This window comes from Sulfitobacter dubius (assembly GCF_900113435.1).
GTDB lineage: Bacteria > Pseudomonadota > Alphaproteobacteria > Rhodobacterales > Rhodobacteraceae > Sulfitobacter > Sulfitobacter dubius.
In genome coordinates, this window is record NZ_FOPG01000001.1 from 299,800 (window position 1) to 320,340 (window position 20,541).

The 20,541-nt window shown below is 61.4% G+C and carries 22 protein-coding genes; 11 read left to right on the top strand and 11 right to left on the bottom strand.

Annotation, left to right across the window (positions count from 1 at the left end; translation table 11 throughout):
* Positions 1 to 81 precede the first annotated feature (81 nt).
* The 3 genes from BM229_RS01440 to BM229_RS01450 all read left to right on the top strand — a co-directional run bounded on the left by BM229_RS01440 (position 82) and on the right by BM229_RS01450 (position 2,569).
* Positions 82 to 738 (top strand): ATP-dependent Clp protease proteolytic subunit, encoded by a 657-nt coding sequence (locus tag BM229_RS01440; protein ID WP_067628353.1) that lies wholly within the window; start codon positions 82 to 84, stop codon positions 736 to 738.
* 123 nt (positions 739 to 861) lie between these two features.
* Positions 862 to 2,130, top strand: coding sequence for an ATP-dependent Clp protease ATP-binding subunit ClpX (gene clpX, locus BM229_RS01445; protein WP_093925929.1), 1,269 nt, complete (start codon positions 862 to 864; stop codon positions 2,128 to 2,130).
* Between the two features lie 70 nt (positions 2,131 to 2,200).
* Positions 2,201 to 2,569 (top strand): RidA family protein, encoded by a 369-nt coding sequence (locus tag BM229_RS01450; protein ID WP_093925930.1) that lies wholly within the window; start codon positions 2,201 to 2,203, stop codon positions 2,567 to 2,569.
* On the opposite strand, the gene BM229_RS01455 is transcribed toward BM229_RS01450, so the two are convergent.
* Positions 2,566 to 4,341: an FkbM family methyltransferase gene (locus tag BM229_RS01455; RefSeq protein WP_093925931.1), complete on the bottom strand. Its 1,776-nt coding sequence runs from the start codon at positions 4,339 to 4,341 to the stop codon at positions 2,566 to 2,568. The two genes, BM229_RS01450 and BM229_RS01455, sit on opposite strands and share 4 nt — an antisense overlap.
* 123 nt (positions 4,342 to 4,464) lie before the next feature.
* Here BM229_RS01455 and BM229_RS01460 point away from each other — a divergent pair, with 123 nt between their 5' ends.
* Both BM229_RS01460 and BM229_RS01465 read left to right on the top strand, forming a co-directional pair.
* Positions 4,465 to 4,848: an NADH:ubiquinone oxidoreductase subunit NDUFA12 gene (locus BM229_RS01460; protein ID WP_093925932.1), complete on the top strand. Its 384-nt coding sequence runs from the start codon at positions 4,465 to 4,467 to the stop codon at positions 4,846 to 4,848.
* Positions 4,849 to 4,903: 55 nt separating this feature from the next.
* Positions 4,904 to 5,266, top strand: coding sequence for a DUF2155 domain-containing protein (locus tag BM229_RS01465; RefSeq protein ID WP_093925933.1), 363 nt, complete (start codon positions 4,904 to 4,906; stop codon positions 5,264 to 5,266).
* On the opposite strand, the gene aat is transcribed toward BM229_RS01465, so the two are convergent.
* The 8 genes from aat to BM229_RS01505 all read right to left on the bottom strand — a co-directional run bounded on the left by aat (position 5,230) and on the right by BM229_RS01505 (position 13,173).
* Positions 5,230 to 5,865 (bottom strand): leucyl/phenylalanyl-tRNA--protein transferase, encoded by a 636-nt coding sequence (gene aat, locus BM229_RS01470; protein ID WP_093925934.1) that lies wholly within the window; start codon positions 5,863 to 5,865, stop codon positions 5,230 to 5,232. The two genes, BM229_RS01465 and aat, sit on opposite strands and share 37 nt — an antisense overlap.
* 6 nt (positions 5,866 to 5,871) lie before the next feature.
* Positions 5,872 to 7,224, bottom strand: a complete 1,353-nt coding sequence (gene accC / locus BM229_RS01475; RefSeq protein ID WP_093925935.1) for an acetyl-CoA carboxylase biotin carboxylase subunit — start codon at positions 7,222 to 7,224, stop codon at positions 5,872 to 5,874.
* Positions 7,225 to 7,233: 9 nt separating this feature from the next.
* Positions 7,234 to 7,734 (bottom strand): acetyl-CoA carboxylase biotin carboxyl carrier protein, encoded by a 501-nt coding sequence (accB, locus tag BM229_RS01480; RefSeq protein ID WP_093925936.1) that lies wholly within the window; start codon positions 7,732 to 7,734, stop codon positions 7,234 to 7,236.
* A 192-nt stretch (positions 7,735 to 7,926) separates the two neighbouring features.
* On the bottom strand, positions 7,927 to 8,679 hold the full coding sequence (locus tag BM229_RS01485; protein ID WP_093925937.1) for an ABC transporter ATP-binding protein: 753 nt from the start codon (positions 8,677 to 8,679) through the stop codon (positions 7,927 to 7,929).
* A 33-nt stretch (positions 8,680 to 8,712) separates the two neighbouring features.
* A complete protein-coding gene (locus tag BM229_RS01490; protein ID WP_093925938.1) occupies positions 8,713 to 9,477 on the bottom strand; it encodes an ABC transporter ATP-binding protein in 765 nt (254 codons plus the stop codon).
* Between the two features lie 10 nt (positions 9,478 to 9,487).
* Positions 9,488 to 10,693 (bottom strand): branched-chain amino acid ABC transporter permease, encoded by a 1,206-nt coding sequence (locus tag BM229_RS01495; RefSeq protein ID WP_093925939.1) that lies wholly within the window; start codon positions 10,691 to 10,693, stop codon positions 9,488 to 9,490.
* A 3-nt stretch (positions 10,694 to 10,696) separates the two neighbouring features.
* Entirely contained in the window at positions 10,697 to 11,725 is a 1,029-nt protein-coding gene (locus tag BM229_RS01500; RefSeq protein ID WP_067261822.1) for a branched-chain amino acid ABC transporter permease, read from the bottom strand.
* 101 nt (positions 11,726 to 11,826) lie between these two features.
* A complete protein-coding gene (locus BM229_RS01505) occupies positions 11,827 to 13,173 on the bottom strand; it encodes a substrate-binding protein (RefSeq protein WP_093925940.1) in 1,347 nt (448 codons plus the stop codon).
* Positions 13,174 to 13,408: 235 nt separating this feature from the next.
* Between BM229_RS01505 and BM229_RS01510 the strand changes: the two genes are divergently transcribed.
* From BM229_RS01510 to BM229_RS01525, 4 genes are all read left to right on the top strand, one after another.
* Complete coding sequence (locus tag BM229_RS01510) at positions 13,409 to 14,701, top strand: helix-turn-helix domain-containing protein (RefSeq protein ID WP_093925941.1); 1,293 nt, start codon at positions 13,409 to 13,411, stop codon at positions 14,699 to 14,701.
* A 115-nt stretch (positions 14,702 to 14,816) separates the two neighbouring features.
* The gene (locus BM229_RS01515; protein WP_093925942.1) at positions 14,817 to 15,185 is read left to right on the top strand and encodes a response regulator transcription factor; all 369 of its coding nucleotides are present in this window, start codon (positions 14,817 to 14,819) and stop codon (positions 15,183 to 15,185) included.
* Between the two features lie 6 nt (positions 15,186 to 15,191).
* A complete protein-coding gene (locus tag BM229_RS01520; RefSeq protein ID WP_093925943.1) occupies positions 15,192 to 15,494 on the top strand; it encodes a hypothetical protein in 303 nt (100 codons plus the stop codon).
* Positions 15,494 to 18,244 carry an ATP-binding protein gene (locus tag BM229_RS01525; RefSeq protein ID WP_244152088.1) on the top strand — a complete coding sequence of 917 codons (2,751 nt, stop codon included), beginning with the start codon at positions 15,494 to 15,496 and terminating at the stop codon, positions 18,242 to 18,244. Before BM229_RS01520 ends, BM229_RS01525 begins: the two co-directional genes overlap by 1 nt.
* On the opposite strand, the gene BM229_RS01530 is transcribed toward BM229_RS01525, so the two are convergent.
* Positions 18,241 to 18,663: a protein tyrosine phosphatase family protein gene (locus tag BM229_RS01530; RefSeq protein WP_093925944.1), complete on the bottom strand. Its 423-nt coding sequence runs from the start codon at positions 18,661 to 18,663 to the stop codon at positions 18,241 to 18,243. The genes BM229_RS01525 and BM229_RS01530 overlap by 4 nt on opposite strands.
* 68 nt (positions 18,664 to 18,731) lie before the next feature.
* Positions 18,732 to 18,971 (bottom strand): hypothetical protein, encoded by a 240-nt coding sequence (locus BM229_RS01535; protein ID WP_208604007.1) that lies wholly within the window; start codon positions 18,969 to 18,971, stop codon positions 18,732 to 18,734.
* A gap of 108 nt (positions 18,972 to 19,079) precedes the next feature.
* On the opposite strand from BM229_RS01535, the gene BM229_RS01540 reads away from it, so the two are divergent.
* Both BM229_RS01540 and BM229_RS01545 read left to right on the top strand, forming a co-directional pair.
* Positions 19,080 to 19,364 (top strand): DUF2312 domain-containing protein, encoded by a 285-nt coding sequence (locus tag BM229_RS01540; RefSeq protein ID WP_093925945.1) that lies wholly within the window; start codon positions 19,080 to 19,082, stop codon positions 19,362 to 19,364.
* 126 nt (positions 19,365 to 19,490) lie between these two features.
* Positions 19,491 to 20,411 (top strand): calcium/sodium antiporter, encoded by a 921-nt coding sequence (locus BM229_RS01545; protein ID WP_093925946.1) that lies wholly within the window; start codon positions 19,491 to 19,493, stop codon positions 20,409 to 20,411.
* Positions 20,412 to 20,541: the final 130 nt, after the last annotated feature.

The following is a 20,541-nucleotide window of genomic DNA, read 5'->3' on the forward strand; positions in this document are numbered from 1 at the left end:
AACCCCCATACCGGGGGGACTAATCTCTGGGTAACAGTTTTGCGGGTATGGTCCCGCGAACAGGAACTGAGGCAGGCACGCATGAACGATCCGATCAACACCTATATGAATACGCTTGTCCCGATGGTGGTTGAGCAAACCAGCCGGGGCGAGCGGTCCTACGACATCTTCTCGCGCTTGCTGAAAGAGCGGATTATTTTCGTCAATGGCCCGATCCACAGCGGGATGAGCCATCTTGTCGTCGCCCAACTGCTGCACCTTGAGGCGGAGAACCCGACCAAGGAAATCAGCATGTACATCAACTCGCCCGGTGGCGAGGTGACGGCGGGCCTGTCGATCTATGACACGATGCAATACATCAAACCCAAGGTCTCGACGCTGATCTGCGGCATGGCGGCCTCAATGGGGTCGGTCATCGCGATCGGTGGCGAAAAGGGCATGCGTTTCGCGCTGCCCAATGCCGAAGTGATGATCCACCAGCCGTCGGGCGGCTCGCAGGGCATGGCCGAAGATATCCTGATCTCGGCTCGCCATATCGAGCGGACCCGCGAGCGGATGTACCAGCTTTACGTCAAACACTCTGGCCAGCCGCTGGAGACCGTTCAAAAAGCCCTCGACCGTGATCTTTGGATGACCCCCGAAGAAGCCAAAGAATGGGGTCACTTGGACGAGATCGTCGAAAGCCGTGGCAAGGCGGATGATGCCGCTGCCAGCGGTAAGGGCAAGAAAGACAAATAATAGAGGGGTCCGGCGCTGCATATTTTGCGATTGTAGCGCCGGGATCACTGGCTTAAGCTTGAGGCCAAATCTCGCAGCCCCAAGATCGGGGCGAACATACACGACAGACCTGAAAGGTTTGAGATGGCGAATAATTCCGGCAACGACAGCAAAAATACGCTCTACTGTAGCTTTTGCGGCAAGAGCCAGCACGAGGTGCGCAAGCTGATTGCGGGGCCGACCGTGTTCATCTGTGACGAATGCGTCGAGCTGTGCATGGATATCATCCGAGAAGAGACCAAAGCCTCGGGGCTCAAAGCGACCGACGGCGTGCCAACACCCCGCGACATCTGTGGCGTGTTGGACGATTACGTGATCGGTCAGGCGATGGCCAAACGCGTGCTCTCGGTTGCGGTCCACAACCACTACAAACGGTTGAACCACGCCCAAAAGGGCGGCGATATCGAACTGGCGAAATCCAACATCCTGCTGATCGGCCCCACCGGCTGCGGCAAGACGCTGCTGGCGCAGACGTTGGCACGCATTCTGGATGTGCCTTTCACCATGGCCGATGCGACCACGCTGACCGAAGCCGGTTATGTGGGCGAGGATGTGGAGAACATCATCCTCAAGCTGCTGCAATCGTCCGAGTACAACGTTGAGCGTGCACAGCGCGGCATCGTCTATATCGACGAGGTCGATAAGATCACGCGCAAGTCCGAAAACCCCAGCATCACCCGCGACGTGTCGGGGGAGGGCGTGCAGCAGGCGCTCTTGAAACTGATGGAAGGCACCGTCGCCTCCGTGCCGCCTCAGGGTGGGCGCAAGCATCCGCAGCAGGAATTCCTGCAGGTGGACACGACCAACATCCTCTTCATCTGCGGCGGTGCCTTTGCGGGCCTCGACAAGATCATCGCGGCGCGGGGCAAAGGTTCGGCCATGGGCTTTGGCGCGGATGTGCGTGACAACGACGCGCGTGGCATCGGTGAGATTTTCACTGACCTTGAGCCGGAAGACCTGCTGAAGTTCGGTCTGATCCCGGAATTCGTCGGCCGCCTGCCAGTTCTGGCAACGCTCGAAGACTTGGACGAAGACGCGCTGGTCACCATCTTGACCGAGCCGAAGAACGCTTTGGTCAAGCAATACCAGCGCCTGTTTGAGTTGGAAGACACGCAGCTGACCTTCACCGATGACGCGCTGACCGCGATTGCCAAACGTGCCATCGAACGCAAGACCGGCGCGCGGGGCCTGCGCTCCATCCTCGAAGACATCCTGCTCGACACGATGTTCGAACTGCCGGGGCTGGAGACGGTGACCGAGGTGGTCGTCAACGAAGAGGCCGTTACATCCGAGGCCAAACCGCTGATGATCCACGCCGACAGCGAAAGCAAAGAACCAGCCAGCGCGGGCTAAGACCCGACGCGAGGCAGAGAGATAGAGGGCGGGCCAATGGGTCCGCCCTTTTACATTGAAGGGAACGGTCATGAAGCGGATTTCATCGGGCGGCGCCTATGAGGAAAAGGTTGGCTACAGCCGCGCCGTGGTGGCAGGTGGCATGGTCTATGTCTCGGGCTGCGTGGGCGAAGGGGCGGATGTCAAAGCCCAATGCGCAGCCGCATTGGCGACGATTGAGCGAGCACTGGCAGAGGCGGGCAGTGATTTCGCCCATGTGGTCCGCGTCACCTATATGCTGCCCGATGCCGCAGAGTTTGAGCCCTGCTGGTCGCTGCTGCGCGAGGCCTTTGGCGCGCATCCGCCTGCGGCGATGATGATCGAATGCGGGCTGATTGACCCCAAATACCGCATTGAGATCGAAGTCACCGCGATGCTGCGAGAGGCGGCGGAGGGTTAAGTTTTCTCCGGCACCAATTCAAATTGATCCCCCAGCCGGGCGCGCACCTCTCCGGGATCTAGGTTTGCCCAACGCGGCCCGCTGTGGTCGATAAAACCCGTCTCCCGTAGGCTGTCTTGCAACGCTGGCATATCAAGCTCCCCCTTCCAAAGCCGCGCCTTGGCTTTGCCGAGCGGCTTCCATGACCGGGTAAGATGGAAGAGCGTCGCGGTGGTGATCCCTGCAAAACTTTGCAAATGCTGTTCCAACCCGCGCGTGGCTGAGGACGGGCGGCGCACGACGATGGCCACTTGCTGCGCGGGCCGGGCGACCATCCCCAAGAGATGCAGGGCCGACCCTTCTGCGGCGATGATCTGCTTGGCCGCCTTATAGACCGCGATCTGTTCGCGCAGCCCGTGTTTCTCGGGGTGAAAGATCTTGTAGCCCTGTGCCGCCAGATAGGTTTCCAACGCCTCTTCCCCGATCAGGTTGCCGCGCCCGGCGGGCAATTGGCTGCGGCTGATATAGAGCTTTTCGGGCCCTTCCGGCGCGATCTCGCGCGCAAACCGGTTGGCGACGGTGTTGCGGTAAGGCGCTGTTCCGGTGATCAAACTTCCCAGACCAAAGCCTTGCCCCGGCACGATCAAACGCTCGACCCGGGTCGGTGCGTCTAAACTCACCAGCGGCTTGTCGCAGCCCAGAAGTGTGAGGAAGTCACGCTGATACCCCGACACCTCTCCGCCATTGCGGGAACGTTTGGGGATGAAAAGGACGCCGTCTATCTCCTCCTCAAGGTGATCCAACGCCCAAAGGCGGGACGTGCTCTCCACCAAAAAATGCCCGAAGTGCAGCCAGAGGACGCCACCCCAAAGCCAAGTGCCCGCACGCTCAGTAACCGGGCCTTGTGGCATCTGCGGCGGCGTTGTTAATGCGCGCCCGTTTCGCCACAGCGCTGCCGGCGGGCAGGGGCGGCCATCGCTGTGCAGTACGCCCGCGGGCTGGACAAGGCCGTCACGTTCAGGAAGCTGAACAAGCGCGTTGTCCAAAGTCGTAATCTTTGTCGACCAGCCACCATCGGGCGCGGGCGGACGCTCGGCCGGATTGCATGTACAGGTCCAGACAAGCCGGGTGCTGACATCGGGCTGCTTGCGAAACCCGGCGCGTTCTAGGATGCTCTTGCATTCGCGCATCCCTTCGCGGCCATAGGCGTCGGGGTGAAACTCAATCACCACGGCACGCAGCCCGTCAAGGGACGCATGGCGCAAAAACTCCAACTCTGCGCCTTCAATATCCATCAGCAGCACATCGGGTTTGAAGGTTTGGCAGACCTCCGCATAGCTGATTGTGGGCACTTCCACCTGTGTCGTCTCGCGGTTGTCACTGTCGATAAGGGACGATCCAAGGAAGGAGTTGCGCACATGAAAGGGCAGGGTAGCTGGCCGGTTGTCACCACTGATCACCAGCTGATTTCGCACCGTGATCTTATTCTGCAATCCATTCAGGTCATAGAGCGCACGAATATGGGGAATCAGCGCGGCGTTCGCCTCAAACGACAAAACCGCTTCGGGTGCGCCCTTATGGGCGGCAATGGCACCCACCAGTCCCAGCCCCGCGCCCATTTCCAGCACCCGATCGCCGGGCTGGATCACTGCCAGCGCACCAGCGATCTCTTGCCCTTCATAGCGCGCTGCGTTGATCCGCTGAATGCGTGTCTCGTTCAAAAAGGGCGACTGCGGCACCCGAACGCCATAGCATTCTGCCGCCACCGGAGGGGTCTCTTTCGCCGTAACCATCACTGCCCTTTCTGTTTTTGTGATCCTAGCCAGAGGCCGCGCACAGGCCAAGCTCCTTCGCGGTGAGGCTGGACGCCAAAGCCTCCATGGTGCATATAACGGACAACAGGAACGGAGACCTCGATGGGCATTCTCAATTCACTTCTGCGCGGCGTCACTTGGTGGAACGGCCAGACGCTGAACACCCAGCTTTTCACTTGGCGCAAGGGCAGCAAGGTGGGCGAAGACGCGCAGGGCAATATCTATTACCGCAACGCCGATGACAGCAAACGCTGGGTCATTTTCAACGGCGAAGCCGAGGCCAGCCGCGTGAGCCCAGATTGGCATGGCTGGCTGCACCGCACTTGGGACGAGCCGCCGACAGAAAAGCCTCTGATCCACAAGCCGTGGGAAAAGGCACATGTCGAGAATCGCACCGGCACCCCCATGGCCTATGCGCCAGCAGGGTCGCTGCGCCGGGCTGAACCGGTTGAGCGCAAAGACTATGAGGCCTGGCAGCCTGAATGATCGGACGGCTGCGCCTGAGGCGCGGCCCCAAGTTTCACGCAATCCGGGTGGATGAATGAAAAAGCTTTTGATGGCTGCGCTTTTGCTGGCCGCGCCGCTTCATGCACAAGAGGGCGGTCAGGTCGCCAGCGCCACGGGTGGCGTGTTGCGGGCGTTGGATAAGATTTCCGGCAATACGATCGACCTTGAGATCACTAGGGGCGACAGCCAGTCGCTTGGGAATTTGCAAATCACCATGGTTGATTGCCGCTATCCGGTGGGTGATCCGGCGGCCAATGCCTATGCGGCGCTTGAAATAACCGAGAATGACAGCGCAGACCCGCTTTATTCAGGGTGGATGATCGCCTCGGCCCCGGCGTTGCACGCGCTGGAGCACTTTCGCTATGACATCTGGGTCATCCGTTGCAGTACATCCTGAAGACTGTCTAATGCAGGCGTACTAAACGCGGCGCTGCCGCGTTTGGCCACGTCAAGCTGCGCGTGATAATCGGCGCGGCTGATCTCTTTGGCCCCGAGAGAAGCCAGATGATCGGTCAGGAACTGCGTATCAAACAGGATAAACCCGGCGCGACGAAGGCGGTCCACCAAAGCCGCTAACGCCATTTTTGAGGCGTTGTCCCGGCGTGAAAACATGCTCTCACCAAAGAACGCGCGGCCCAGCGTGACGCCGTAGACACCGCCAACCAGTGCCTCTCCGTCCCAGACCTCAAGTGAATGGGCGAGGCCCGCGCGGTGCAGCGCGCCGTAGAGAGCGGCGATTTCTTCGTTGATCCACGTGTCTTCACGGTCTGCGCAGGCGGCGACGACACCGTCAAAATCACGGTCGATCGTGTGGTGAAACGACGTGCGCCTTATGGCGCGCGTCAACGACCGTGAGATATGAAAACCGTTTAACGGCATAATGCCACGGCGCCGCGGGTCGACCCAGAAAATCTCCGGGTCGTCGCGGTGTTCGGCCATAGGGAATATCCCGATGGAATAGCCGTGGAGCAGTATCTCGGGCGTAAGCTCCGACATCAGTCGTCAGGCGTTGCCGAGGTTGGTTTCCAGCCAATGCTCAAGCCAGTGGATGTTGTATCCGCCCGACTGCACGTCTTCCTCGGCCAAAAGCGCGTGGAACAAGGGCACAGTGGTATCGACACCATCCACGATCAGCTCACCCAAGGCCCGACCAAGACGCGCCAGCGCTTCGGGGCGGTCGCGGCCATGTACGATCAGCTTGCCGATCAGGCTGTCGTAATAAGGCGGGATCGAATAGCCGTCATAGAGGGCTGAATCCATCCGCACGCCAAGGCCGCCCGGCGCGTGATACTGCGTGATCCGGCCCGGGCAGGGCGCGAAGTTCGGCAGTTTCTCGGCGTTGATGCGAACCTCAATGGCGTGACCATTGATGACCAGATCCTCTTGGGTGAAGGACATTGGCAGCCCTTCGGCGACGCGGATTTGCTCGCGCACCAGATCGACGCCAAAGATCGCCTCGGTCACCGGGTGTTCCACCTGAAGGCGGGTGTTCATTTCGATGAAATAGAACTCACCGTTCTCATAGAGGAACTCGATCGTGCCGGCACCGATATAGTTGATGTTGGCCACGGCATCCGCACAGACCTTACCGATCCGCGCGCGCTCTTCTTCGGTGATCGAGGGGCCGGGGGCCTCTTCGAAGACTTTCTGGTGGCGGCGCTGCAGCGAACAGTCACGCTCGCCCAGATGCACGGCATTGCCCTTGCCATCGCCAAAGACCTGAATCTCGATGTGGCGCGGGGTGGTCAGGTATTTCTCGATATAGACTTCGTCATTGCCGAAATTCGACTTGCCTTCTGCGCGGGCAGTCTGGAAGGCTTTTTCCATATCCTTGGCGGTCTGGGCGACTTTCATGCCCTTGCCGCCGCCGCCTGCCGTGGCCTTGATGATGACCGGATAGCCGATCTCTTCGCCCAAGCGCTTGGCTTCTTCGAGCGAAGCTACGCCGCCTTCGGAGCCGGGCACGCAAGGCACGCCGAGCTTCTTCATCGTGTCCTTGGCGGTAATCTTGTCGCCCATGACACGGATGTGTTCCGCAGTGGGGCCGATGAAGGTCAGGCCGTGGTCTTCGATGATCTGCACGAAGTTGGCGTTCTCCGACAGGAAACCATAGCCGGGGTGAATCGCTTCGGCCCCGGTGATTTCACAGGCAGCGATGATTGCCGGGATCGACAGATAGGATTGGGTTGAGGACGGTGGGCCGATGCAGACGGATTCGTCGGCCATGCGCACATGCATCGCGTCACTGTCGGCGGTGGAATGCACCGCGACCGTCTGGATGCCCATCTCGCGGGCCGCGCGGATGACGCGCAGGGCGATCTCTCCGCGGTTGGCGACTAGGATTTTGCTGAACATGATCTGCCCTTATTCCAAGATCACCAGCGGGGCGCCGAACTCAACCGCATCGCCGTCACCGACGAGGATGCGCTTGACGGTGCCAGCGCGGGGGGCGGGAATGTGGTTCATCGTCTTCATGGCTTCGACGATGAGCAGCGTATCCCCTTCGGAGACGCTGGCACCTACGCTGATAAACGATGGCGCGCCGGGCTCACCCTGCAGATAAACCGTGCCGACCATGGGCGAAGTCACCGCGCCGGGGTGGTCTGCAGGATCGGTTTCGACCTGAACGGGGGCAGGGGCGTTCCCTGCCGCGGGCGCAGCTGCGGCAGCGGCGGGGGCAGGTTGGTATTGCTGCTGCGGGGCGGCCATGACCTGCTGTGGGGGTTTACGGCTTACCCGCACGTTCAGACTGTCGTCCTCGGCGTAATCGCGTTTTACCTGAAGCTCGGTCAGGTCGTTCTCGTTCAGCAGTTCGGCGAGGGCCTTGATGAAGGCCACGTCACTATCATGGGTGTTTTTTGTCATTGGATCCTCGAAGATTTCGACAGGCAGGCAGCCTATCGCTGCGCGATTGATTGTGCTCGCTTATAGGGCATGGGCAAAGCCATGAAAAGCCAACTGTTGTCTAGGGGGTAGGATCGGTTTTTTGACGCGCAGATGCGGCCCGGTACATGATGACGCAATATGCTCAGGCGCCGGGCCGTGGGGACAAGGGGATCAGATCGCGAGGTACTCCGCACGCAGCTCTGCGTTGTCCAGCACCTCCGCCGCCGTGCCGTCAAAGACCACGCCGCCGGTGTCGAGGATCACCGCGCGATCTGCCAGTTTCAGGGCGCGCACAGCGTTTTGCTCAACAAGGATGGTGGTGATGCCCTGTGCCTTGATAAGGCCCAGTGTCTTTTCAATCTCGTCCACGATCACCGGGGCCAGCCCTTCGTAGGGCTCATCAAGCAGCAGGACCTTGATGTCGCGGGCCAAGGCGCGGGCGATGGCCAGCATCTGTTGCTCTCCGCCCGAAAGGGTCACCCCCTCTTGGTTCCGCCGCTCACGCAGGCGCGGGAAGAGGTCATAGAGCCGGTCGAGGGACCAGCCGATAGGCGGTGCGATCTGGGCGAGTTTCAGGTTCTCTTCGACGGTCAGCCCCGAGATGATGCGCCGATCTTCGGGCACCAGCGCCAGCCCCGCTGCGGCGGCCTGGTGGCTGGCCATATTGTGTAGCGGCTGATGGTCGAGCCAAATCTCGCCGCGCTTGAGTTCCGGGTCGCTGACCCTTGAGATGGCCCGCAGGGTCGAGGTTTTGCCCGCCCCGTTGCGGCCCAGCAGGGCGAGGATTTCGCCCTCATGGACGTTAAAGCTCACCCCCTGCACGATATAGCTCTCGCCGTAATAGGCGTGAATGTCCCAGACCGAGAGGAAGGCCGGGGCGGTTTGGGCGTGGTTGGCGTTTTTGTCTAGCGTGTCGGTGCTCATTGGGGTGTCCTTGGGGTTCGGCAACAGGATAGATCAGGCAGCGTCTTGGCTCTCGCCCAGATAGGCTTCGCGGACCTTGGGGTGGCCCTTGATCCGGTCGGGCGTGTCTTCGACCAGTGGCGTGCCTTGGGCCAGCACGGTGATCCGCTCGGCCAGTGAAAAGACCACGTGCATGTCGTGTTCAATGATGGCGATGGTGATGTCGCGCTCGTCCTTGATCTGTTTGAGCAGGTCGATGGTGTTGTTGGTGTCGGCCCGCGCCATGCCGGCGGTCGGTTCGTCCAAGAGCAGCAGACGGGGGTCTTGGGCGAGGCACATGGCGATCTCTAGCCGCCGTTTGTCACCCCGCGACATGGAGGCCGCGGGCATGTGCCGCTTGTCGATCATGTTCATGTCGCGCAGCATTTCTTCGGCCTTGTCGATCATGTCACGCTGGCCCACGACCCGCGACCAGCCGTTCAGCTGAAACGCCCCGTCGCGTTTGGCAAGGCAGGGGATCAGCATGTTCTCCATCACCGTGAGATCACCAAAGATTTCAGGCGTTTGGAACACGCGGCTGATGCCCATCTGGTTGATCTCATAGGGTTTGCGCCCCAGCACCGACTGGCCGTCGAACATGACCGAGCCGGTATCGGGGATAAGCTTGCCCACCAGACAGTTCAGTAGCGTGGACTTGCCCGCCCCATTGGGGCCGATGATCGCATGGACGGAGTTCTCCGCCACACTGAGGTTCACATCGCTCAGCGCCTGCAACCCGCCAAAGCGTTTGCCGACATTTTTGACTTCGAGAATGGACATGATGTCTCTCCTATTCTGCGGCTTCGCTACGGCGTTGGGCGGCGTCGGCTTCGACCGAGCCTGCGTTTTTGTCTTTTCGGCGGAAGACACGGCCCAGACGTTGCCCACCCTCGACCAGCCCACCGGGCAGGAAGATCACAACAAGCATGAACAGCAGGCCAAGCGTCAGGTGCCAGCCCTTGCCGACGAAGGGGTGGATGATCGCTACCATCGCGTCTTCGATCCCGTCGGGCATGAAGGCGAACCAGCCGTGCAGCACATTGTCGTTGATCTTGGCAAAGATGTTTTCAAAGTACTTGATGAACCCTGCGCCCAGCACCGGCCCGATCAAGGTGCCCGCGCCGCCAAGGATGGTCATCAGCACCACTTCGCCAGAGGCCGTCCACTGCATCCGCTCAGCCCCGGCGAGCGGGTCCATCGCGGCCAGCAGGCCACCGGCCAGACCGGCATACATGCCCGAGATGACAAAGGCCGCCAGCGTGTAGGGCCGCGTGTTTAGGCCCGTGTAGTTCATCCGCTGCTGGTTAGACTTCACCGCCCGCAGCATCATGCCGAAAGGCGAGCGGAAGATGCGGATCGCCAGATAGAAGGCGAGGATCAGGAAGATCGCGCAGAAGTAGTAGCCGACGGAGAAAGTAAACGTCCAACCGCCAAAGAACAGCGTCGTCGAGGAGTTCATCGCAGCCCCGAAGAGATTAGGGAATGACGGCGCGTCGACAGACTGGAGGTACTGCGGATCGGAGGTATAGATCTGCAACCCCGTCTCACCATTGGTGATCGGCGTTAGCACCGAATAGGCGAGGTTGAACGACATCTGCGCGAAGGCCAGCGTCAGGATCGAAAAGTAGATGCCCGAGCGTCGCAGGCTGATAAAGCCAATCAGCGCCGAGAACAGCCCCGCCATGATGACGGCCAGCACCAGCGCGGGCACGACGTTGTAGCTGAGCAGTTTGAACATCCACACGGCAGAGTAGGAACCGACACCCAGAAAGGCCGCATGGCCGAAGGAGAGATAGCCGGTCAGCCCGAAGAGGATGTTGAACCCGATGGCGAAGATGCCAAAGATCACAAAGCGTTGCATCAGGTCGGGGTAGCCCGCGTTGAATTGCGCAAGGCCCGAATCCGCCGGAAAGGGGTTGAGGATGAAGGGGGCAAAGAGCGTGAGAACGACCACGACCCCCAAGAGAAGCGTATCGCGTTTTTCCAGTCCGAACATGTCTTATTCCTCCATCACGCCGCGGCGACCCATCAGACCGCGCGGGCGGACCAGCAGGATCACGATGGCAACGACGTAGATGATGATCTGGTCGATACCGTAGATGATGCTTTTGATTTCATTCATGGACGCGAGGCTTTCGAGGATGCCCAAGAGGAACCCCGCCAGCACCGCGCCGGGCAGGGAGCCCATGCCGCCGACCACGACGACAACAAAGCTCAGCACCAGAAAGTCCATGCCCATGTGATAATTGGGCGAGTTGATCGGCGCATACATCACCCCCGCAAGCCCCGCCACGGCGGCGGCGATGCCGAACATGATGGTAAAGCGGCGGTCGATGTCGATGCCCAGAAGCCCCACGGTTTCGCGGTCTGCCATGCCGGCGCGGACGACCATGCCGAAGGTGGTGAATTGCAAGAAAGCAAAGACGGCGGCGATGATGAGTGTGGAAAAGCCAAAGTAGACCAAGCGCCAATAGGGGTAGGCCAAAGACGTGTCCAAGCCTAGGAGCGGCGCGAAGTCGAAGCTGCCGACAAAGGCCTGCGGCGCAGGGGTGGGGATCGGGTTGGCGCCGTAGAAATACTTGACGACTTCCTGCAGGACGATGGCAAGGCCGAAGGTCACGAGGATCTGATCCGCATGGGGACGCTTATAGAAATGTTTGATCAGCCCGCGTTCCATGATGAAGCCAATGAGCAGCATCACCGGGATCGCAAAGAGGATCGCCAGCGGCACCGACCAATCGATAATCGCCTGCCCCGTTTCCGGCCCGAACCACTGTTCGACATAGGGCGTTTTGACCTTCAGCGGATTGCCGAGGAAATCCTTCTTGGTCTCGTCGATGGTCTCGACGCTCAGGGTCAGAATGCGTTGCAGCGTGACCGAACAGAAAGCCCCGATCATGAAAAGCGCCCCATGGGCGAAATTGACCACGCCAAGGGTGCCGAAGATCAGCGTCAGCCCAAGCGCAATGAGCGCATAGGCAGAGCCTTTGTCGAGGCCGTTGAGTATTTGCAGAAGGATTGCGTCCATGGTCCCCACCTGTAAGGGAAGCGTTTACAAGCGGCAGGGCCGCATGCAGCGATAAAAAGGGCGCGCAGGATCAGGCCCGCGCGCCATCTGATTTCAGCGGATCACGCGCCGGGGTTGCATTTGCCCAGATCACCGCCCGCGAACATCGGGTGATCGGGGGCATATTCGACCTGTGCACGGGGCGTCTGTTCGACGATCTCAAGCGTGTCGTATTCGTTAGTCGGGTTCTCCGCCCCCTTCATCACGAGCACGTCCTTGAAGCATTGGTGATCGTCCGCGCGGTAGAGCGTCGGCCCGTTGCCCAGACCGTCGAACTCATAGCCCTCCAGCGCCTCGACCACGGCGCAGGGGTTGAATGAGCCCGCGCGTTCCACCGCATCGGCGTAGAGCAGGGTCTGCACGTAGCAGGTATGCGCGGAGTTCGACGGCGGACGGCCATATTTCTCACCAAAGGATTTGGTGAAGGCTTTGGACCCTTCGTCTTGCAATTGCCAGTTCCAGTTCATCGAGCCGATGACCCCCTGCACGTTGGCCCCGGCACCGGCGGCCATCAGTTCGGAGTAGAGCGGCACGACGATCTCGAATTTCTTGCCGTTGACCTCTTTGTCGAGCAGGCCGAACTGCACCGCATTGGTGAGCGAGTTCACCATGTTTCCGCCGTAGTGGTTCAGCACCAGCACATCGGCGCCGGAGTTTAGCACCGGCGCGATATAGGAGCTGAAGTCGGTCGAGGCGAGCGGCGTCAGCACGTTCTCCACGGTCTCCCAGCCCATCGCCTCGGTCGCGGCAGCGATGGATTCCTGCTGGGTCCAGCCCCAGTTGTAATCCGCCGTCAGGTGATAGGCGCGGCGCTCAGACCCATAGGCGTTCTTGAGCACCGGGGCGAGGGCGGCGGCAGACATATAGGCGTTGAAGAAATGCCGGAAGCCATTGGCCTTGCGGTCCTTGCCGGTGGTGTCGTTGGCATGGGTCAGACCCGCCATGAAGATCACGCCCGCCGATTGGCAAAGGTCCTGCACCGCCACGGCCACGCCCGAGGACGAGCCGCCATTGATCATCACCGCGCCGTCTTTTTCGATCATCGACTTGGCGCTGGCGCGGGCCGCGTCGGATTTGGTCTGGGTGTCGCCCGTGACATATTCGACCTTCTTGCCCAGAATGCCGTTCCCTTTCAGCGCTTTAGAACTGAAGGTGTTCATCATGCCGCCGTCGCCCCCGCCATTGAGGTGCTCGACCGCAAGCTCCTGCGCGCGCAGCTCATCCAGACCCTCTTCGGCATAGGGGCCGGTCTGGGGCACGTTGAAGCCAAGCGTGACCGTGCTGCCCGTAGGGGCATTGGTAAAGCCCGCGTGATTTTCCGCGCGCAGATAGGTCGGCAGCGCCAACCCTGCACCGGCAACCGCGCCGGTCTGGATCAGTCCGCGGCGTGTCAGTTTTGTAAACGACATGAAGTCCTCCCATGTTTTTAAGAGCCGTGGCAGCGGAACCTCCCCCGGTGCCACGGCGCGCAAGAATGCAAAGAAACTATGGCGCGGAAACTGAAAACCGATCAATAACCTGCTTGATGGAAACGATATTTCTGTAAATATATTCGCAATCACTTCGCGAGGTTTGTAAATAACATGATGTTGCGCCGCAGAAAGACCTTGAAACAACGGGCGAAACCACGCGCGGAGCGACCTCATGCGTGAGGGGCTGACTGGCAGCCGTATCCGTGAGCGGCGGGTGATGGCGGGGGTGAAGCAAGCTGAGTTGGCCCAGCAAAGCGGTATCTCGGCCAGTTACCTCAATCTGATCGAACATAACCGACGCAGAATCGGCGGGAAACTCTTGCTCAACATCGCCCATGCGCTTGGGGTGGAGCCGCAGGCGCTGACCGAAGGGGCCGAAGCCGCGCTGATCGCCGCGCTGCGCGAAGCGGCTGAGGATGCAGGGCTGATGGGGCCGGAAAGCGACCGCGCCGACGAATTCGCGGGGCGTTTCCCGGGGTGGGCCAAAGTGCTCGCCACCAGCCAGCGGCGCATTGATGCGTTGGAGCAGACGGTAGAGGCGTTGTCAGACCGGTTGGCCCATGATCCGCAGCTTGCCACGTCGATGCATGAGCTGCTCAGCACCGCTGCCGCCATCCGATCGACCGCCTCGATTTTGGCGGAGACGGACAGTCTGCAGCCCGAATGGCGCGACCGGTTCCATGCGAACATTCACGAGGATAGCCGCCGCCTGTCTGACAGCGCGCAGGCGCTGGTGACCTATTTTGACAATGCCGCCGAGACCCGTGAGGTGGCCCACTCCCCGCAGGCGGAGGTGGAAGCTTTTCTCGCCGCGCATGACTACCGCTTTGACCCGTTGGAGCAGGCCCGCGCCCCGCAGGAGGCAATCGCGGCGCTTGTGGAGCAGGCCGATGCGCTCAAGACCAAGGCCGCGCAGCATATCGCGACGGGGGTGTTGCAACAGATCGCGCGGGACGCGGCGGCGCTGCCCTTGGCGCGTCTGGAGCGGACCGTTGAGGAGACGGGCCATGACCCAGCCGAATTGGCACGCAGATTGGACCAGCCGATGGGCCGGGTGCTGCGGCGCTTGGCGTCTTTGCCCGATTTGGGTGCGGGGCTGGTGGTCTGTGACCGCTCGGGCAGCGTGACCTTTGCCAAGTCGATCGAAGGGTTCACCGTGCCACGCTTTGGGGCCTGCTGCCCGCTTTGGCCGCTTTTTGCGGTGCAGGGCCAGCCGGGGCTGGTGGTGAAATCTCGCGTCATGCAGATGGGCCGGGGTCAGGCGCTGTTTGAGGCGATCGCGACCTGCGAAGTTCAGGCCGCCGCCGCCTATAACACGCCGCCCTTGAGCCAATCGGTCATGTTGCTTTTGCCGGTGCCGTCGGGGGCGGCACCTGCGCAGCCCGTGGGCGCAACCTGCCGGATTTGTCCGGTCGAAGGATGCCGCGCCCGGCGCGAACCTTCGATCTTGCGCGACGGAATCTAACAGGCGCTCAGGCAGTTTTTGACAGGGCTGCCAAACCGATGCATGCTCGCCCCGGTGCGCGAGACCCTGCAACAAGACGGGGCGGTCGCACACCGAGGGGGGAGACTTTTTGCCGATGAGCAAACTCGTAGTTTTGGTGGAGGACGAGGTGAATATCGCCGAGGCCATCCGCTTTTTGTTGGGCCAAGAGGGCTGGCGGGTGGAGACGCTGGCCAATGGATCGGGCGCGGTGGAGGTGATCCGCAAGGCATCGCCTGATCTGGTGATGCTGGATGTCATGCTGCCGGGCAAGAGCGGATTTGAGATACTCGATGAGCTGCGCGGTGACCCGGCAATGGAGACCTTGCCGGTCTTGATGCTGACCGCGCGCGGCCAAAGCCGGGACCGCGCTATGGCCGAGAAGGCCGGGGTCAGCCGCTTTATGACCAAGCCGTTTTCGAACTCAGAGATGCTCGACGCGGTGCGCGACCTGATCGCCAGTTAACCCGCCATGCCCCGCTCTCCGATCTTTCTGGAAAAACGCGGCTACCGCCAGCGGCGCATGATGGATGCGGTGCGGCTGCTGCCGTTTCTGGGGCTGATGCTATGGATGGTGCCGTTGCTGTGGCCCGTGCCAGAGATCCTGCCTGACGCCACCCCCGAACCCACCGAGCCGACAATCGCTATGAGCGTGGCACTGCGCTATCTCTTCGGGGTTTGGGCGTTGCTGATCTTGGCGACATGGGCGCTCTGGCGGCGGACGCGGGATGTGGCGTCGGACGGGGGTGCCGATACCAAAGACGGGCCGCGCTGATGGTGTCGCTCAACCAGTTGGTCGCGGTATGTCTGATGTATGTCGCGGGGCTGTTCATCGTGGCCTTTGCCGCCGAACGCGCGGCCTTGCGCGGGCAGGGCGGCTGGCTGCTGCGCTCGCCACTGGTCTATACCCTGTCCCTGTCGATCTATTGCACCGCTTGGACCTTTTATGGCGCGGTGGGCTATGCCGCGCGTTCGGGGTTGGAGTATGTGACGATTTACCTTGGCCCGTCGCTGGTGATGATCGGTTGGTGGTGGGGGCTGCGGCGTTTGGTGCGGATCGGGCGGAGCCATCGGGTGACCTCTATCGCCGACCTGATTTCTTCGCGCTACGGCAAGTCAAACACGTTGGCAATTGTGGTGACGGTCATGGCCGTGATCGGCGTGACACCCTATATCGCGCTGCAATTACAGTCGGTTATATTGTCCCTGTCGATTTTCGCCGCCGCGGATGTGCCGCTGGCCGAAGCGGGAGGCGATGTGATCAACCGTGGGCAGGCCGCCCTCTGGGTGGCGGCGGGGCTGACGCTGTTTACGGTGCTTTTCGGCACGCGGAACCTGAACGTGAACGAGCGGCACCACGGCGTTGTCATCGCCATCGCGGTTGAGGCGGTGGTGAAGCTGCTGGCACTGGTGGCGGTCGGTATCTACGTGATCTGGGGGCTGGCCGGAGGCTTGAGTGAGACTTTGGCGCGGATCGATGCCTCGGACATCGGCCAATGGGAAGTCCAAGGCAGCCGTTGGGCCGCGCTGACGGTGCTTTCGGGGGCCGCGCTTTTGTGCCTGCCGCGCATGTTTCAGGTGATGGTGGTCGAGAATGACGACGAGCGCCAGTTGCAGATCGCCAGCTGGGCCTTCCCGCTTTATATGATGTTGATGAGTCTTTTCGTCGTGCCAATCGCGGTGGTGGGGCTGGACCTGATGCCCGAAGGCGCGAACCCCGATCTGTTTGTGCTGAGCCTGCCGCTGAGCCAAGGCCAGAATGGGCTGGCGATGTTGTCTTTCTTGGGCGGGTTTTCGTCAGCCACCTCGATGGTGATCGTCGCCACGCTGGCACTTTCGACCATGGTCAGCAACCACATCGTCATGCCGATTTGGCTGGCGTTTCGGCGCGACGGGGCGACGCAGTCGGGTGACGTGCGCAATATCGTGATCCTCGCGCGGCGGCTGTCGATCTTTTGCGTGGTCGGGCTAGGCTACCTCTACTACCGCGCCTCGGGCGGCAGCGGGGCGCTGGCGGCGATTGGCACGATCTCCTTCGGCGGTGTGGCGCAGTTTTTGCCTGCCATGTTGGGCGGTGTCCTGTGGCGCGGGGCCACGCGGGCAGGGGCACTTTGTGGGCTGGGCACGGGCTTTGTGCTGTGGGTCTTCACCATGCTGCTGCCCAGTTTCGGCGCGGATGTGGCATTGTCGAGCGCGACTTTGGAGAGCGGGCTGTGGGGGCTTGCGTGGCTACGTCCCGAGGCGCTCTTTGGCATCGCTGGGATTGACCCGACGGTGCATGCGGTGGTCTGGAGCCTTGCGCTTAACACGCTGGTCTTCGTGGTCGTCTCGCTTTTCAGCTTTCCCGCGCCTCTGGAGCGGCTTCAGGGCGCGCAATTCGTTAATGTCTTTGACCACTCCGGCCCGGCGCGGGGGTGGACGGCCTCAGTCGCGGGCAGCGAAGACCTGATGATCATGGCGCAGCGGATCTTGGGCGCTACAGAGGCGCAGGCGTTCTTTGCGCGAGAAGCGGAACGGCAAGGGCATGGGCAACGCCTGCCGGAACCCACGCCACGATTCGTACAGGCGTTGGAGCGGGAGTTGGCGGCTTCGGTCGGGGCGGCGACGGCCCATGCGATGGTGGCCCAGATCGTCGGCGGGGCGTCTGTTTCGGTGCAGGACCTGCTCGCCGTGGCCGACGAATCCGCGCAGATGTTGGAGTATTCCAGCCAGCTTGAAACCAAATCGCGGGAGTTGACAGAAACGGCGGCGCAGCTGCGCGCGGCGAATGAGAAGCTCACGCAATTGTCGCTGCAAAAGGACAGTTTTCTCAGTCAAATCAGCCATGAATTGCGCACGCCGATGACCTCGATCCGGTCGTTTTCCGAGATTCTACGCGACGCGCCGGACCTCACGGACGCGGATAAGAATCGCTACGCCACGATCATCCACAGCGAGACGATCCGCCTGACGCGGCTGTTGGACGATCTGCTGGATCTGTCGGTGCTGGAGAACGGGCAGGTGACGCTGAACCAGCGGGAGGGCAACCTGCGCGACCTGCTCGATCTGGCGGTGACCACGGCGCAGGCCGGGGCCACGCGCCCGCTTGAGGTGCTGCGCGATCCGCAGGCTGAGGATATCACACTGACGAGCGACCTCGACCGGCTGGTGCAGGTCTTTATCAACCTTGTCACCAACGCCCGCAAATACTGCGCTGCCGATCAGCCGCAACTGGTGATCTCTCCACAGGTCACGGCGCAGGGGCTGGTGATCGATTTCGTCGACAACGGCCACGGGATCGATGCAGGATCAGAGGCGCTGATTTTCGAGAAATTTTCGCGCATCACCGGAGAGGGCGATGGCGCGGGCCTTGGTCTTGCCATCTGCCGCGAGATCATGTGCCGCTTGGGCGGGGAGATCAGCTTCTTGGGCAATGTGCCCGGCACGGCGTTCCGGGTGCAATTGCCGCAGAGCGTTCTGGCACCGCCTGCAAGAGACACCGGCCCAGCGGTCGGCCCCGTGGTCGGGGCCGACACGCGGTCTTAGCTGTAGCTCTGACCCAGCATAGGGCGCATGTTTTCAAGGTCATAGCCCCCCTGACGCGCCGCTTCGATGATCGCGTCACTGTCCATCTCACCAGCTTGGCCCAAGGCCCAAGCGATGGTCGAACGGGTGCCAGACGCGCAATAGGCCAGCACGGTGTCATCTGTCTCGACGCCAAGGGTGCGGTTGTTGGCGATGACATCGGGGGTCATGGTCTGATGGGTCAGCGGCTGTTCGGCAAAGGCGATGCCCGCCGCCTCGGCCGCTTCGCGCATGGCGGCGGCTTGGTGGCTGGGCGGCACTTCCGCATCAGGGCGGTTGCACAGGATGCGGGTGATGCCTTGGGCGCGCAGGCTTTCCATGTCACCGGGCTCGATCTGCGGGGCGACGAAATAGCGGGGGGTGATTTGGCGAATATCCATGCGTCGATTTAAGCAGATGCAGCGGCCCTGTCCAGAGACGGCTAAGACCCGCCGCGACCGCCCGCCGATCAGCCCAGAGAGATGCCCAAAATTACCATCATCAGGCCGATGACGGATAGAAACAGCGCGCCCATGTTCAACGGCACCACTTTGCGCAACACAACGCGCATCGCCTCATCGTCAAGCTGGGCGCGTTTGGCGCGGCTCACTTTGATGATACACAAGCCAAGACCGAGCAATCCCAGAAGGGACAGACCTGCGCCGCCCCAGACCATGAGATCGAAAATTGATGTGTTTGCGCTTTCCATGGCGGCAGAGCTACGCCAAACCGCCAAGGGGGGCAAGTCCCGCTTGCGGGCTGGGCGTGCAGCCTGTAGTCAAACCCGCCAGAGCCAGCCATTCCGTGAGGACTTTCCATGAGCGATACCAGCACCAACCCCGACGTCGTCGAATCCCAAGGCGACGCCACTTACCGCGTGACAGCCAATGAGCTGCGCCAGTTCGTGGAGCGGATCGAGCGTTTGGACGCCGAGAAGAAAGACCTCGCTGAACAGCAAAAAGAGGTGCTGGCCGAAGCGAAATCGCGCGGTTACGACACCAAAGTGCTGCGCAAGGTGATCGCCCTGCGCAAGCGCGACAAGGACGACATCGCCGAAGAAGAAGCGGTGATGGAGATGTACAAAGAAGCTTTGGGCATGTGAGCGCCGGGCCGCAGCGGAACTGAATTTTCCGCGCGGCCTTGAACGCCTCCGGTCCATGCCCATTTGCATCGGGCGTCTGCGCGGTCTCCGCGACGCCCGATGGTGTGAGACCGGTGAGATTTTCTCGTGAACATTTTGTTTGTACTTGGCGGCTTGCTGGGTCTCGTGCTCGGTGGGGAGTATCTGGTGCGCGGTGCCGTGGCACTGGCACAAAGGGTTGGGCTGTCGCCCTTGGTAATTGGCCTGACGATCGTGGGCTTTGGCACCTCAACCCCTGAACTGGTGACTTCGGTTCAGGCTGCGATGCTGGGTGCGCCGGACATCGCGCTTGGCAACGTCGTTGGCTCTAACATCGCGAATATCCTGCTGATTCTAGGCATTGCCGCGCTGATCGCGCCCTTTGCGATTAATCGGGGCAGTTTTGCCCGCGATGGATCCGTCATGTTGGCGGCGAGCGTGCTTTGTTTGGGAGCGGTGCTGTTCGGGCGCGTTGACCGTGTGGCCGGGTTGATCTGTATCGTCGGGCTCGCGGGGTATTTGATTTACACCTTTCGGAGTGATCGCAGCAGCCTACAGGCCGTTGAGCCCCTGCCGGATCAGGCACCGATGGGACTGTCGCTGCTTTGGCTTTTGGGGGGGCTGGTGCTGACGATCCTTTCGGCGCGGTTTCTGGTGACCGGGGCGGTGGCGCTGGCGCAGGCCGTTGGCCTCTCTGAGGCGGTCATTGGCTTGACCATCGTGGCCGTGGGCACCTCCATGCCGGAACTTGTAACCTCGGTCATCGCGGCACGTCGCGGGCAGAGCGATGTGGCTCTGGGCAATGTGGTCGGCTCCAATATCTTTAACATTCTTGGTGTGCTTGGGATCACGGCGGTGATTCAGCCGGTCGGTGTGGCTGCGCAGATTGCCATGCTCGACATCTGGGTCATGCTCGCGGCCACGCTGGCTTTGATCGGCTGCGCCGCGTTTGGCGGGCGTGTGACGCGTGGGCAGGGCGCGGTCTTTGCCTTGACCTATGCGGGCTACATCGGTGTGCTTTTGATCTAAGGCTGTCGGCAGGCGTTGAACGGGGGCTGGGGCCGATTTCGGCGGATGTGGTGCGATGGCCGCGGACCCCCTTGCGCAGGCGGATCAACACCCATAGAAGGACACAAATTTTCGCCCGCGCCCCGGCTGC

Coding starts and splice junctions, on each gene's coding strand:
- BM229_RS01455 (WP_093925931.1), bottom strand. CDS start 4,341: ATGGTTACGGCGAAAGAGACCCCTCCGGTGGCGGCAGAATGCTATGGC.
- aat (WP_093925934.1), bottom strand. CDS start 5,865: ATGTCGGAGCTTACGCCCGAGATACTGCTCCACGGCTATTCCATCGGG.
- BM229_RS01535 (WP_208604007.1), bottom strand. CDS start 18,971: ATGGAAAGCGCAAACACATCAATTTTCGATCTCATGGTCTGGGGCGGC.
- BM229_RS01520 (WP_093925943.1), top strand. CDS start 15,192: ATGCCCCGCTCTCCGATCTTTCTGGAAAAACGCGGCTACCGCCAGCGG.
- BM229_RS01490 (WP_093925938.1), bottom strand. CDS start 9,477: ATGTCCATTCTCGAAGTCAAAAATGTCGGCAAACGCTTTGGCGGGTTG.
- BM229_RS01485 (WP_093925937.1), bottom strand. CDS start 8,679: ATGAGCACCGACACGCTAGACAAAAACGCCAACCACGCCCAAACCGCC.
- BM229_RS01525 (WP_244152088.1), top strand. CDS start 15,494: ATGGTGTCGCTCAACCAGTTGGTCGCGGTATGTCTGATGTATGTCGCG.
- BM229_RS01500 (WP_067261822.1), bottom strand. CDS start 11,725: ATGGACGCAATCCTTCTGCAAATACTCAACGGCCTCGACAAAGGCTCT.
- BM229_RS01510 (WP_093925941.1), top strand. CDS start 13,409: ATGCGTGAGGGGCTGACTGGCAGCCGTATCCGTGAGCGGCGGGTGATG.
- BM229_RS01505 (WP_093925940.1), bottom strand. CDS start 13,173: ATGTCGTTTACAAAACTGACACGCCGCGGACTGATCCAGACCGGCGCG.
- BM229_RS01495 (WP_093925939.1), bottom strand. CDS start 10,693: ATGTTCGGACTGGAAAAACGCGATACGCTTCTCTTGGGGGTCGTGGTC.
- BM229_RS01515 (WP_093925942.1), top strand. CDS start 14,817: ATGAGCAAACTCGTAGTTTTGGTGGAGGACGAGGTGAATATCGCCGAG.
- BM229_RS01530 (WP_093925944.1), bottom strand. CDS start 18,663: ATGGATATTCGCCAAATCACCCCCCGCTATTTCGTCGCCCCGCAGATC.
- BM229_RS01450 (WP_093925930.1), top strand. CDS start 2,201: ATGAAGCGGATTTCATCGGGCGGCGCCTATGAGGAAAAGGTTGGCTAC.
- accB (WP_093925936.1), bottom strand. CDS start 7,734: ATGACAAAAAACACCCATGATAGTGACGTGGCCTTCATCAAGGCCCTC.
- clpX (WP_093925929.1), top strand. CDS start 862: ATGGCGAATAATTCCGGCAACGACAGCAAAAATACGCTCTACTGTAGC.
- BM229_RS01460 (WP_093925932.1), top strand. CDS start 4,465: ATGGGCATTCTCAATTCACTTCTGCGCGGCGTCACTTGGTGGAACGGC.
- BM229_RS01540 (WP_093925945.1), top strand. CDS start 19,080: ATGAGCGATACCAGCACCAACCCCGACGTCGTCGAATCCCAAGGCGAC.
- BM229_RS01440 (WP_067628353.1), top strand. CDS start 82: ATGAACGATCCGATCAACACCTATATGAATACGCTTGTCCCGATGGTG.
- accC (WP_093925935.1), bottom strand. CDS start 7,224: ATGTTCAGCAAAATCCTAGTCGCCAACCGCGGAGAGATCGCCCTGCGC.
- BM229_RS01465 (WP_093925933.1), top strand. CDS start 4,904: ATGAAAAAGCTTTTGATGGCTGCGCTTTTGCTGGCCGCGCCGCTTCAT.